The organism is Asanoa siamensis, assembly GCF_016862555.1.
GTDB classification, from domain to species: domain Bacteria; phylum Actinomycetota; class Actinomycetes; order Mycobacteriales; family Micromonosporaceae; genus Asanoa; species Asanoa siamensis.
Map to the genome: position 1 here is coordinate 14,576 of NZ_BONE01000051.1, position 12,375 is coordinate 26,950.

The 12,375-nt window shown below is 69.4% G+C and carries 14 protein-coding genes; 6 read left to right on the forward strand and 8 right to left on the reverse strand.

The window, feature by feature from the left end:
* Nucleotides 1–138: 138 nt before the first annotated feature.
* Entirely contained in the window at nucleotides 139–534 is a 396-nt protein-coding gene (locus Asi02nite_RS27340; protein ID WP_203716793.1) for an STAS domain-containing protein, read from the forward strand.
* Between the two features lie 27 nt (nucleotides 535–561).
* Here Asi02nite_RS27340 and Asi02nite_RS27345 read toward each other — a convergent pair whose 3' ends face one another.
* The 3 genes from Asi02nite_RS27345 to sigK all read right to left on the reverse strand — a co-directional run bounded on the left by Asi02nite_RS27345 (nucleotide 562) and on the right by sigK (nucleotide 2,159).
* The gene (locus Asi02nite_RS27345; RefSeq protein WP_203716794.1) at nucleotides 562–735 is read right to left on the reverse strand and encodes a hypothetical protein; all 174 of its coding nucleotides are present in this window, start codon (nucleotides 733–735) and stop codon (nucleotides 562–564) included.
* Between the two features lie 66 nt (nucleotides 736–801).
* Nucleotides 802–1,539 carry an anti-sigma factor gene (locus Asi02nite_RS27350; RefSeq protein ID WP_203716795.1) on the reverse strand — a complete coding sequence of 246 codons (738 nt, stop codon included), beginning with the start codon at nucleotides 1,537–1,539 and terminating at the stop codon, nucleotides 802–804.
* Nucleotides 1,536–2,159 (reverse strand): ECF RNA polymerase sigma factor SigK, encoded by a 624-nt coding sequence (gene sigK, locus Asi02nite_RS27355; RefSeq protein WP_203716796.1) that lies wholly within the window; start codon nucleotides 2,157–2,159, stop codon nucleotides 1,536–1,538. The genes Asi02nite_RS27350 and sigK overlap by 4 nt, the downstream gene beginning before the upstream one ends.
* 107 nt (nucleotides 2,160–2,266) lie before the next feature.
* Here sigK and Asi02nite_RS27360 point away from each other — a divergent pair, with 107 nt between their 5' ends.
* The 4 genes from Asi02nite_RS27360 (at nucleotide 2,267) to Asi02nite_RS27375 (ending at nucleotide 6,146) form a co-directional block, all read left to right on the forward strand.
* Complete coding sequence (locus Asi02nite_RS27360) at nucleotides 2,267–3,058, forward strand: ferritin family protein (RefSeq protein WP_203716797.1); 792 nt, start codon at nucleotides 2,267–2,269, stop codon at nucleotides 3,056–3,058.
* A 52-nt stretch (nucleotides 3,059–3,110) separates the two neighbouring features.
* Nucleotides 3,111–4,604 (forward strand): serine/threonine-protein kinase, encoded by a 1,494-nt coding sequence (locus tag Asi02nite_RS27365; protein ID WP_203716798.1) that lies wholly within the window; start codon nucleotides 3,111–3,113, stop codon nucleotides 4,602–4,604.
* Between the two features lie 93 nt (nucleotides 4,605–4,697).
* Nucleotides 4,698–5,483, forward strand: coding sequence for a GVDTG sorting domain-containing protein (locus tag Asi02nite_RS27370; protein WP_203716799.1), 786 nt, complete (start codon nucleotides 4,698–4,700; stop codon nucleotides 5,481–5,483).
* 6 nt (nucleotides 5,484–5,489) lie between these two features.
* A complete protein-coding gene (locus tag Asi02nite_RS27375) occupies nucleotides 5,490–6,146 on the forward strand; it encodes a class F sortase (RefSeq protein ID WP_203716800.1) in 657 nt (218 codons plus the stop codon).
* Between the two features lie 41 nt (nucleotides 6,147–6,187).
* On the opposite strand, the gene Asi02nite_RS27380 is transcribed toward Asi02nite_RS27375, so the two are convergent.
* From Asi02nite_RS27380 to Asi02nite_RS27395, 4 genes are all read right to left on the reverse strand, one after another.
* Nucleotides 6,188–6,955: an AfsR/SARP family transcriptional regulator gene (locus tag Asi02nite_RS27380; RefSeq protein WP_203716801.1), complete on the reverse strand. Its 768-nt coding sequence runs from the start codon at nucleotides 6,953–6,955 to the stop codon at nucleotides 6,188–6,190.
* A 90-nt stretch (nucleotides 6,956–7,045) separates the two neighbouring features.
* The gene (locus tag Asi02nite_RS27385; protein ID WP_203716802.1) at nucleotides 7,046–7,918 is read right to left on the reverse strand and encodes a DUF4394 domain-containing protein; all 873 of its coding nucleotides are present in this window, start codon (nucleotides 7,916–7,918) and stop codon (nucleotides 7,046–7,048) included.
* 196 nt (nucleotides 7,919–8,114) lie between these two features.
* Nucleotides 8,115–9,635, reverse strand: coding sequence for a molybdopterin-dependent oxidoreductase (locus Asi02nite_RS27390; RefSeq protein WP_203716803.1), 1,521 nt, complete (start codon nucleotides 9,633–9,635; stop codon nucleotides 8,115–8,117).
* 81 nt (nucleotides 9,636–9,716) lie between these two features.
* Nucleotides 9,717–10,340 carry a fasciclin domain-containing protein gene (locus Asi02nite_RS27395; protein WP_203716804.1) on the reverse strand — a complete coding sequence of 208 codons (624 nt, stop codon included), beginning with the start codon at nucleotides 10,338–10,340 and terminating at the stop codon, nucleotides 9,717–9,719.
* 214 nt (nucleotides 10,341–10,554) lie between these two features.
* Between Asi02nite_RS27395 and Asi02nite_RS27400 the strand changes: the two genes are divergently transcribed.
* Entirely contained in the window at nucleotides 10,555–10,971 is a 417-nt protein-coding gene (locus Asi02nite_RS27400) for a PRC-barrel domain-containing protein (protein ID WP_203716805.1), read from the forward strand.
* Between the two features lie 414 nt (nucleotides 10,972–11,385).
* Here Asi02nite_RS27400 and Asi02nite_RS27405 read toward each other — a convergent pair whose 3' ends face one another.
* The gene (locus tag Asi02nite_RS27405; protein ID WP_203716806.1) at nucleotides 11,386–12,360 is read right to left on the reverse strand and encodes a GNAT family N-acetyltransferase; all 975 of its coding nucleotides are present in this window, start codon (nucleotides 12,358–12,360) and stop codon (nucleotides 11,386–11,388) included.
* Nucleotides 12,361–12,375: the final 15 nt, after the last annotated feature.

Here is a 12,375-nt window from a genome sequence, read left to right on the forward strand (position 1 = left end):
GCCCACCAGCCATCGCTCCGACCTCCCACACTTGCCTCGCGGCAATCATAGGCGCACGACGGGAACGTGCCACCTCTTCAACGAGCGAGACCGAAGCGTAACGGCCCCGTTCGATGGTGTTGGTTCGCCGATCCGGCCGTGGTCCTGCTGACAGGCAGTATTTGCCGGCATATCATGGTTGCGATGCCTGGGATCTTCGATCGCGATGGCGATCTTGACGGTGGGCTGTCCGTGACCGTGTCGGGAGCGCCGGGCGGCGGGTCGATCACCGCCGCCGGCGAGGTAGACATGAACACGGCTGGCAAGCTGTTCGAGGCGATCCGTGACGCTCTGCGCCGAGGACCGGATGTCGCCGTCGACCTGTCCGCCGTCACGTTCCTCGACTCGCAGGGCATCCACGTCCTGGTACGTGGGCGCCAAGAGGCGGCCGAGCGCGGCGGCACATTGACGGTGACCGACTGCGCAAGGCCGGTCCGTCGGGTCCTGGAGATCGCTGGGGTGCTGGCATTGCTGACCGGTGACGACCCGGCCTGATCCACCATCGCCCGTCGCTGCGTGCGGTCAGGCTTGCTCGCGGACCCCGTCGGTGCCGTCGTCATCGTCCGGCATCGGCTCGACCGGGGCCGCCGGCAGGTCCTGACGCGAGTCGGGCAGGAGCTGTGCCGGGTCGTCGGGTGCGGGCTCGCGGGGGTCGATCGGCGGGTACCGGTCGGGGTCGAGGTTCGGCAGCGTCATGACCTGAGTATCGGTCAGGTCGCGGGCACGGTCCGGTTTCCGCGCCGCGACTTGGCCGGGTGTTGATCAGATGCGCACGTTGGCCACGAGCGGGAGCGTGGGTGTGCGCGATCCGCCAGCCGGTTCGATGGTCACCGCGATGCCCTGCGCCGCGGCGGTGCCGGAGACGACCCTGGTGACGGTGGCGGTTCCGACGGGCAGGACCCCGGCGGGCATCGCTCGGCCGGCGCCGGTCAGCCACAGCTGGTAGGCGTGGTCGCCGGCCGGGGCGTGGTCCGCGGCCAAGGTCACTACCGCGGCGTCGCGCATGGCGGAGGTGACCACGGTGATCCGGCCGCCTCCGTCGACGGGGCCGGAGCGGACGGTGGCGTCGGGCGCGGACAGGATCGCGTTGACGCGTTCGCTCTCGGCCCGGGCGGCCACGGTCGCCGCGCGCTGTTCGTCGACCCGTCGTTCCTGAATGGCATAGGTGCCGGCTGCGGCTCCGGCGGCCACGACGACGGCCGCGGCCGCGGTGAGCAGATGGCGGGCGAGGCGGCTGCGAGGCGGGCGGGCGCGGGGCCGAGATCCCGGATGTTCCTGGCGGGTGTTGGCGATCTCGGCGAGCACCCGGGTCCGCAGGCCCGGCGGTGGCACCGCCCAGGACTGGTCGGCGAGCCGGGCCGCCGCCTCCCGTAGTTCCGCGACCTCGAGCGCGCAGGTGGCGCAGTCGTCGAGGTGGCGGGCGAAGGAGGCTCGTTCGGTGTCGGTGAGGGCGTCCAAGGCGTACGCGCCGGACAGTGCGTGGACGTCGCTGGTGGTCATGGCCGCACCTCCACGCCGAGGCAGTCACGCAGTCGGATGAGGCCGTCTCGCATCCGGCTCTTGATGGTGGGGAGGCTGACGTCGAGCATGCGGGCGACCTCGGGGTAGGTGCAGCCCTGGTAATAGGCCAGGGTGATCGACTCGCGTTGCAGCTCGGTAAGCCCGTCGAGGCAGCGGCGGACCTGCTGGCGTTCGAGCCGGTCGTGGACCTCGTCGGCGACCTGGTCGTAAGGCGGTTGAGCGGCCCAGGTCGCGGTCTGTTCCTCGCGGCGGGTCGCGGCCTGCTCGGCCCGGACGCGGTCCACCGCCCGGCGGTGGGCGATCGTGAAGACCCACGCGGTGGCGGAGCCCTGCCCGGCGCGGAAGCGGGCGGCGGTGCGCCATACCTCGACCAGGGTCTCCTGGGCGACTTCCTCGGCCTGCGCCGGGTCCCGCAACACCCGCTTGATCAGCCCGTACACGCGGGGGGCGACCACGTCGTACAGCGTGGCGAAGGCGGCCTCGTCACCGCGACCGACGGCGGTGAGCAGCCCGTCGGCGTTCGCCGGCCGGTCCGGGGTCGGCGGGACGACCGAGAGCCGCTCGGCCCGTGACGCCTGGTCACGTCGATGTCGTTGCATGCGGCTCCCTCGCGATCGCGTTCCACCCGGTGATTCGGAGCCGGAACGGCACCGGATGGGTCCCGGTTGACACCCATCCGTGCGGCCGGCGGCGACGAATCACCCGCATGGCCTTCGACATCGACGCGTACGCCCGCACCGCCGCACCGGTCTCCGACGAAGACATCGACTACGACTCGTTCCGGGACCGGCCGCTTGACCCCGCGGTGCTGCGCTGCCTGCGCTACATGTGTGACGTGGAAAGCCACACGGTCTGTTACCTGCGGGACCTGCTGGTCACCCCGTCGCACGCCGACCCCGCGGTGACCGCCTTCCTGACGATGTGGGCGTACGAGGAGTACTGGCACGGAGAAGCCCTGGCCACGGTACTCGCCGCGCACGGGATCGCCACCGGCCCGAACCACATCCGATCCGTTCGGGTCCGCCTCGGCCGCCGCGACCGGATCGCACCCATCCAACAGGCGGTGATCGCCAACCTCGTCGGCGTCGACTTCGTCGCCGTGCACATGACCTGGGGCGCGATCAACGAATGGTCAACCCACGCGGGGTACGCGCGCCTGGCCGAACGCGCCGGTCATCCCGTGCTGTCGGCGCTGTTGGACCGGATTATGCGCCAGGAGACCCGCCATGTGGCGTTCTACGCCAGCCAGGCCCGCGACCGGCTCGCCGGCTCCGGCCGCGCGCGGCGGCTGACCCGCTTCGCGCTACGGCGGTTCTGGGCGCCGGTCGGCTCCGGTGTCATGCCCGAGCTCGAGACCAGGTTCCTCCTCGGTTACCTGCTCGACGGCGCGCCGGGCGCTGACATCGTCGCCCAGCTCGACCGCAAGATCGACCACCTGCCCGGACTCGACGGTCTCGGCCTGGTCGCCCGGGCGGCCCAAAGCCACGGCGTCGGATGAACCCGAGAGAACCCGGACCCATCCACCCGGGCGGCAGCCTCGAATCACTGCTGTGAGCACCGGAACCGTCCTTGCCGACCGGTATGTCCTCGAAGAGGTCATCGGCGCCGGCGGGATGGGCCGGGTGTGGCGTGGCCACGATCGGGTCCTCGGCCGTCCAGTCGCGGTCAAGGAGATCCTTTCCCCGCCGTGGCTGACCGCGGGGGCGGCCGAAAGATGGCAGCACGGCCTTCGTGAAGCGCAGGCCGCGTCCCGGCTGCGGCACCCGAACGTGGTCGCCGTTCTCGACGTGCTTCAGACAGATCGGCCGTGGATCATCATGGAGTACGTGCCGGCGCGGTCCCTGGACGCGGTGCTTGCCGAACGCGGCCCGTTCGACGCCCGTGACGCGGCGCGGCTCGGTCTGGAGATCCTGGCCGCGCTTGATGCCGCCCACCGCGCCGGTGTTATCCACCGCGACGTCAAACCCCACAACGTGCTGCTGGCGGCGGACGGGCGGGTGGTGCTGACCGACTTCGGGCTGGCGGTGATCGCCGAGGGTGGGGTTACCGTCCCTCAGCAGGTACTCGGGTCGCCGGAGTTCGTCGCACCGGAATGCGCCCGCGACGGCGTGTCGACCGTCGAGTGCGACCTGTGGTCGCTGGGCGCGACGCTCTACGCCCTGGTCGAGGGCGTTTCGCCGTACCATCGACCGACCGCGGTCGCGACCCTGGCCGCGCTGGCCGTCGACCCGCCCGACCCGATGGCCCGGGCCGGGCCGATCGGGCCGGTGATCCTGCGTCTGCTCAACCGCGACCCGCGAAGGCGCCCGGGCGTCATCGAGACTGGGCTGCTGCTGCGCGCGGTCATGACAGGGAGCGCCACGCGACCGCTCCCGAAAGCCAGGAGGCGCTGGGTGCCTCGTCGCTGGCGTGCCGTGTTGGCGGCGGCCGCGGCGTGCGTCCTCGCCGGTGCAGGTACGGCCGCGGCCGTGGGACTGCCCGAGCGCGTATCGCCGGATGCGCCCGCGACGCCCGCGGCGGCGCCTGCCGTGCAGGACTGTCTCGTGCCGTCGCCACCCGTCGGAACCTCGTCGATCAACGCCGGGGCCGGGCCGTACGCGCTGCCGGGCGGCTGGGACTGGCACGCCGACGACGCCGGCTTCACCGCTGCCATCCCGGCATCCTGGTCCCGCTTCCAGTCCGCGACAGCCGTGTGCTTCCGAGACCCTGGAGGCACCAGGACCCTCGCCGTCGAAACCGCCGTCACCCCGACCACCGATCCCACCACCTTCTGGCGGCGCGCCGAGACGGCCTCGCGGGCCGCCGGCGCCCTGCCCGGCTACACGAAGATCAGCATCGGCCCAGTCCTCGCCGGATCCGGCGGCGCCGAGTGGGAGTCCACATGGGAAACCAAAGACGGAACGCGACGACATGCCCGGCGGATTGTGGTCACCACCGCACCGGGCCAGGCGTACACCCTGTCGTGGTTCACCGACGACACGGACTGGCCCCTCGACGAGCCGTTGTTCCGGCTGGTCATGACGAGCTACCGCGGCAACACCTGAAGAAATCTCGCCGGTCGACCAATCCGTCCCGTGTACGGGATCGAATCACTGGTGAGACTCAGGAAGGAGTCGATCGCAGTGAAGGTGTCTCGAGTGCCCTTTGTGGTCGCCGCCGCCGCGGTGGCCCTGTTCGCGGTCCCGGCCGCCGCGCACGCCGACGAGAGCGTGCACGTGGCGATGCAGGACCTCAACGGGACCGGCGCGGAAGGTATGGCCATGTTGACCGCCACGGACAGTGGCGACCTGGCGGTGACGATCAAAGCGAGCGGGATGACCCCGAACGCGCCACATGCCCAGCACATCCACGGATCCACCACGGGCATGGACTTCATGTGCCCCGACAAGTCCGACGACAAGGACGGCAACGGCTACGTCAGCACCGAGGAAGGGCTGCCCAAGTACGGCGACATCCACCTCTCGCTGACCACCACCGGCGACACCACCAAGGCCAGCGGGCTGGCCGTCGACCGGATGCCGAAGGCCGACGCCGAGGGAAACCTCACCTACGAGCGGGTTATCCCCGCCGCGGATCTGCCGCCCGGCACGATCGAACATCTCAAGGATCTGCACGTGGTTCAGCACGGCATCGACGTGAACGACAATGGCACGTACGACATGGAAGCCCTCGGTGAGTCGACGTTCGCCAAGTCCCTCGGTGTAGACGGGATCCCGGAGGAAGCGACCGACCCGGCGACCTGCGGCATGGTCACCGGCGCGGCGGCCGGCTCGATGCCCACCGGCGGCGTCGACACCGGCGACGGCAGCACCGAAGGCCCCACGAGCACGAGCATCGCCCTCTACACCGCAGGCGGGCTGGCACTGGCCGGTGTGGCCGTGCTGGCGCTCCGCCGCCGCCTGGCCCCGAACGCCGGTCGGTAACACGCGATGACCCGTACCTGGGTAGGCCGCCGCCGGGAGCTCACCACGCTCCTGGCGGCGGCCGCCGCCGTCGCCCTGCTCGCCGTCGTCGTCACCGTTGCCTTGACCGGCCGTGAGCCGCAGCGGACAGTCGCCGCGAGCCCCACAACGCCCGAGTCCGTCGAGCCTCGCGCGAGGGCGTCCGAGCTGACGGTAGGGCCGCTGATGTCCACCTCGAAGCCGACCCGGGTGATCGTCCCGAAGCTGCACGTCGACACCGCTCCGATCCCGCTCGGGCTCCAACCCAACGGAGCCATGCAGGTCCCGGACGACGCGGCCACGGTCGGCTGGTTCACCAAGGCGCCGACGCCAGGAGCACTCGGCCCCGCCGTCCTCGCCGCGCACATCAACTGGCGCGGCCGTGACGGCGCCTTCGCCGACCTGCACACCCTCAAACGTGGCGACACCATCACCGTCAACCGAGCCGACCACTCCGCCGCGACCTTCGCCGTGACGACGGTCGCCCGCTACGCCAAAGACGAGTTCCCGACCCGCGACGTGTACGGACCGATCAACCACGCGGGCCTACGCCTGATCACGTGCGGCGGTGACTTCGACGAGAACAGCGGCCACTACCGCGACAACATCGTGGTCTACGCCGCACTCAAGCGAGCCGACACCTGAACCCGCGCCGCCGGCAGTGGGTGCGACCGGATCTCTGCGGCTCAGTCACCGACCAAAATGGTGCGCTGCAGCCGCTGGACCTGAGGTGACGGCTCGAGACCCAGATCGTCGCGAAGCGTGTTACGCAGACGGAGGAATGCTTCCAACGCGTCGGCCCGACGTCCGGTCGTGTAGAGGGCCAGCATGTACTGCGCGTGGAGGTCCTCGTCGCGCGGATGCCTCGCGGCGAGCCAGCCGAGCTCGCCGAGAGCATCGTTTCCCCCGCCGGCCCGCAGGTCCGCGGCGATCCGCTCGCGGCGCACAGCCAGCCGTACCTCCTCCAGGCGCCCAACCTCCACCCGCAGCACCGGGCCGAGCCGAACATCGGCCAGCGCGTTGCCGTGCCACAGCGCGAGCGCGTCACCCATCAGCTTGGCGCCGGCCACATCGTCACCGCCGTGCAGCGCCTGTCGGCCGTCGGCGACCAGCCGCTCGTAGTCGTGCAGGTCCAACTCGCCAGGCGCGACGTTCAGGGAGTAGCCGCCGCAGGCGGTGAGCAGTACATCGCGCGCTGATCGGTCGCCGTCGCAGCTCAGGACGGTCGTCAGCATGCGCCGGACCTGCATGACATACGTCTGCAGCGTCGCAGCCGCGGTGGCCGGGGGCTCGTAACCCCACAGCTCCTCGATCAGCGTGTCGGCCGGGACGACCAAGTTGGCGTGCAACAGCAGCAGCGCGAAAAGCTTCTGTGGCTTGGCCGCGGTCAACCGACCAACGGCGTCACCGGAATCGGATCGCGCCTGGAGCGGACCGAGAACGTGGTAGCGCATCGCACTCCTGTGGACGTTGTTCAAACGCGGAGGGATGGGAAGGCCGGCATGTGCCGGCCTTCCCATCTCGCCGTAGCGTGGTCGCGGTGCTCAGTCCTCGTCGAGGGGCAGCGAGATGTCGACCACTTTCTGGTGGAAGCCGCCCAGCTCGTACGCCTGACCGGTCAGGACGTTGACCCGGTAAAGGGTGCTGTGCTCGTCGACCTGGAGCACGGCGAACGCCTTGTTGTAGACCGTCTTCCCCTCGTCGAGGATGCTGTAGATGTCCATGCCGGCGTCGATCCCGGCGTCCACGCCCAGCTTGCCGGTCGGCGACAACGAGCCCGCGTTGGCAGGCACCTGAATGGCGATCTGGTCGAGGCTGGTGTCGAGGTCGAACAACGTCGTCGCCGTGTCCGCGTCGAGATCGTTGTTGGTGTACGCGGCCGCGGTGATACCCATCGCGGCGTCCGTCGACGGCGGGTAGGTCAGCGTGCCGTCCATGACGGTGGTGTTGTCGTTGACGTTGTGGCGCAGGTTCTGCCCCTTGTCGCTGACGACCCGCAACCGGTCGGCAGCCGGGTTGAAGTCCACACCGAAGTAGCTGCCGTCGAGGGCGACGCTGAGCTGGCTGACTTTCTCGGCCGAGGCGTCGTCGGTGGAGAGCACGTAGACGCCGCCCTGGTCACCGACGCCGTACAGCTTGCCGTTCTGCACCCGGTAGTCGATGCCGATCAGCTTCGTGTCGTCGCCGAGCTGGACCTGCCCGATCGTGCACGCGTCGTCGGTGTCGTTGACGTCGAACATGATCAGCTTGCTGTCGTCGGTGAGCCCGATAGCGGTCAGCTCGCGCCACCAGTCGTGCCGTTCGGAGCACGAGTTCTCCCACGAATCCCCGTACGAGTCACCCCGAGGTCCGTCGTCCGCCATCGCGCTGCCCGAAACCAGGCCCGACCCGCCCACGCCGAGCGCCACGGACGCCACAGCCGACACGATTCGCCTATTCAGCGAACATTTCATGGTACGCACCTCTCCTAGCTGGATAACCCGCAAGGTCCGGTAACGGGCTCACCCACATGAAACCATCTCATATGCACTAAAAGTTTCTTACCGGCAAGTAACGGGGAGATACGGCGGAAGCCCTCCGAAGGCACGATTCCATCCGTAGGGTGTTGGGCGGCTAGGTGACGGTGACCGCGACGCTGTGCCAGCCGGTGGCGCCGTTCGGGAACGGTTGTGCCCGCTCACCGGTCTGGACAGTTCCGGTGCGGTCGACGGCGCGGACGCGCAGCGTGTGGGATCCGGGTGCCGCCTGCCACAGGTAGGTCCACTGGACCCACGTGTCGAGATTCGGTTCGGGGCGCAACGTCGCCGGGCGCCAGGCGTCGTCGTCGACCTGGATCTCGACCGCGGAGATTCCGGTGCCTTGCGCCCACGCCACCCCGGCGACGACGACTCGCCCTGCGGCGAGGCGGGCGAACGGGCCGGGCCGGTCGATGCGGGAGCTGGTCTTGACGGGCGCTTGTGCGGCGTAGCCGCGGCGTACCCAGTAGGCGTCGAAGTCGCCGAAGGTCGACAGCTCGATCTCAGTGATCCACTTGCAGGAACCGGCGTAGCCGTACACACCGGAGGTCAGCATCCGGGCCGGAAAGCCGTGATCGAGGGGCAGCGGCTCATCGTTCATCCCGACGCAGATCAGGGCGGGTTGGGTGCCGGGTGTGGTCCCGGAGTCCAGGACGGTCGCGGTCGGCGTCCCGATGGTCATGCCGTCGACCGAGCGGGCGACGATCTGGTCCGCGCCGGCCTGGACGCCGGCGCGACGCAGCAGCTCGGCGAGTGAAACGCCGAGCCATTTCGCGGTGCCGATGTAGGGTCCGCCGACCTCGTTCGACACGCAGTTCAAGGTCACGTACTGCTCGATCATCGGCTCGCGGAGCAACTCGTCGAAAGAAAGCTCGAAAGGGCGATCGACCATGCCGCGTACGGTCAGCGTCCACCGGTCGACGTCGACGCGGGGAACGGTCAGGGCCGTGTCCACCCGGTAGAAGTCGGCGTTCGAGGTCACGAAACCCGGCTCGACACCGGTCGGGAGCGCCGGCGCCGGCCGGGTGGGTCGCGGCAGGCGCACGCCGTCGCGGCTGCGGGCGGCTGCCCGGCCGGCGACGCGCGACGTTCCGGTGGCACCGGCCGCGGCGACGCCCGCGACGGCCAGTGCGACGCCACCGACGAACGCGCGGCGGTCGAGCAATCGCGGCCTTTGCGAGGCGTCGGGCGGTGCGCCCGGGGGCCGCAGCATGAGCAGCAGTGCGGCGGTGGCGACGGCGGCGCTGACCAGGGCCGGGACGGCGTCCGCGAGCGAGGCCGACGGACGTGTCAGCGCCGCGGCGACTCCAATGGCGCCGAGCGCCGCCATTCCCGCGGGACCGGCCCAGCGCCGCTGGGCGGCGGCGAGCCCGAGTAACGCCGCGACGGCGGCGAGCAGGACCACGACTCCGGCGAGCAGCAGCGGCTTGTCATAGGTGCCGGCGGTGCGGACGGCGAAATCCTTGACCCGCGCCGGTGTCGCGTCGACGGTCATGGCACCGACCGCGTACACCGGTCCCGACTCAGGGTTGATGACGGCGGCGACCACCTGACCCGTCGACACGCCGATCGCGGCGCAAACCACGCCGGCATAGCACGACCAGAGCGCGCGTCGCACGAAGTCCTCCTTGGTCAGGGGCGCGCCCGGCCGTCGTGGCTCGACGGCCGGGCGCGGCGAACGGCTCGGTGCTGGTCAGCGTCAGGCGGGCGGCATCAGCACGCTGTCCACGATGTACACCGTCGCGTTCGCGGTCTTGACGTTGCCGCAGACGACCTTCGACATTCCGTTGACGGTGAAGTCGGTGTCGCTGCCCTTCACGTCGACCTGCTGTCCCTCGAGAGTCGCGTGCATCCCGGACAGCTTCTCCGGGGCGAGCTGACCGCCGGCGACCACGTGATAGGTCAGGATCTGAGTCAGCTTCTCCTTGTCGGCCAGCAACGCGTCGAGGTCCGCCTTAGGGATCTTCGCGAACGCGTCGTTCGTCGGCGCGAACACGGTCACGTCCGCAGCGCCGTTGAGCGAGTCGACCAGACCGGCCTGCTTGACCGCGCTGACCAGCGTGGACAACACCGGGTTGCCGGACGCGGCGGTCGCGACCGGCACCTGCGCCATCGCCTCGAAGCTGCCCGCGTTGTTCGGGTCCGTCGGCACGGCGGCGCAACCGGCTCCGAACTCGCCGTCAGCCATAGCCGGAGCCGACGACATCGCGGCCGACGGCGCCGGCGGACTCGCGGTCTGCGCGTCGTCGCCACTGCCACACGCGGCGACGGAGAACGCGAACACCGCCACTGCGGCAACGGCGACGAACTTGGGGAGACGCATTGAAAAATCCCTTCGAAGGTACGGGTGTGCGGTAGGGATTCGGAACCAACACCCGCCCGGATGGGTGCCGGATCCGATGTCCCCCTCCCGTGGACACCCGTCGCTGTCGAAAGCGGTCGGGATGGCCAGTGCCTGGACGCGCGCTCCTGACCGTTTCGCGGCGACACGCCATGGGTAGCCCGTACACGGTCAGCCGAGTCGAAGGGGACCCGTCATGCCGGAGAACAAGGTCCTGATAAACCTGAGTGACACGACGCAGACCGTCGCGGACCCATGGGAGGACATCCGCGGAATGCACGTCAAGGACAGCGACGGCACCGACATCGGCACGGTCGAGGACCTGCTCATCGACGCCGACGAGCAACGGGTGCAGTTCCTGCGGGTCGAACACGGCGGGATTCTGGGTTTCGGCGCCACAGCGTCGTTCGTGCCGGTCGAGTCGGTCGCTGAGGTCGCCGAGGGGGAGGTCCGGATCACCCAGTCCTCGGACCACGTCGCCGGAGCGCCACGGTACGACCCGGAGTTGAGTGACCAAGGCGAGTATTACGGGAGCGTGTACGGCTACTACGGCTACCCGCCGTTCTGGATGGCCGGGTACATCTACCCTCCGTTCCCGCCGCGGCAGCGGTAGGTGAGCCGAGCGGGTTCACTCGGCGAACGCCTCGCGCGATTCGATCGCTGGCGGAGGAGGACGCGCTCCGGATGTGAATAGATTGCGGCCAGCGCGCAGGTCGGCGGCTGCTACCGGATCGGGAAGCAGTGGTCGTTGTCGAGCGCAGGTCGCCGAGGCACGCGAACAGGATGTGACAACCGTAACCTGGGCAAGATCGTGTTCGGACACGCATCGCGCTATCGCCAAGGTAGCCCGTCGCGACCGGACGGGCGGCGGATGAGTGCACTCATCCGCCGCTGAGATCGCACGGGCTGACAGCGCGCTCGTCACTTCCCGTGAGGTGCCGCGGCGCCAAGTGACGGTTCTGAATAGCATGACCTGCCGACAGTGCAGCTCGCATCTCGCAGGACCGAAGACTGCTGCCGGCCTTTCTTAAGTGTTCCCAGAGGCCTTCAGACGACGCGTCAGAACCGAGTAGCCTCGTCCGGTTTCGATGAACCCGAGCTTGACGTACAGCTCGATGGCTGCAGAGTTCGCGCTGTCCGCCTGTAGGCGTACACGTTCGAAGCCATTAGTGCGGCATGCGCGCAGGGCCTCCGCGACGAGTGTGCGGGCAAGCCCTCTACGACGCCAGGCCACTCGGGTACCGACGCATTCCAATACAGCGTCGTTCCGCCGATCGTCATCGGTGTCGCGGACCGTCAGCACGAACGCCGCTACGTCGTCTTCCGGGGTGACGGCCACGAAGGAGGCGCCTGGTAGGAAGGACGACAGTCCTGTGGCGTGTTGCTGCCAGGATTCGCGATCGAGGACGGCTGCGGAAGGGCTGGCGGCGTATGCGTCGTTGTGCGCGCGCCAGGTGCGCTCGTCGTAGCGGGTCTCGAACGGCACGATGACGAGCTCGGGCGGCGTCGGTGCATCTGTCGGGCGGGGCGTGTTGAGGTCGTGGACCATGTCGACCTTGCGCCAAGTCGGTTCGAAGCCGGCATCGGTCAACCGGCTGCTTAGCGTCTGCTGTGAATCGCCGCAGCGAGTGCCGAGAATCGCGTCCAATTCGGGCGCCCGTTCTCGGTGTAACCGTCCGGCTTTCTCCAGGAGCCAGCTGTGCAAATGAGAGTCGACTTCGTCGCCGATGTCGGGGCGGATGGCCCTGGTGAGGCGGAGCCGGAGCGCATCCGCTGCCACGCCCATGTCACAAACTTCGGCATACGCGGCAGCGCTTCCGTCGGGACCAAGTCCGATCGTGGTGTATCGGTCGAGGTCGAGTCCGGGGTGTGCGAGCCGGGATCGGATGCGTTCGGCGCTCGTCTCAAGTTCCACTGCTGCCACGGCTTCAGACGAGGCGAACAGGTTGGCAAGGGCTGCGGCGTCGCCGGCGGCGGCCGCTCTCCAACGAATGGCGTCCATCGAGGCAAGCTTATG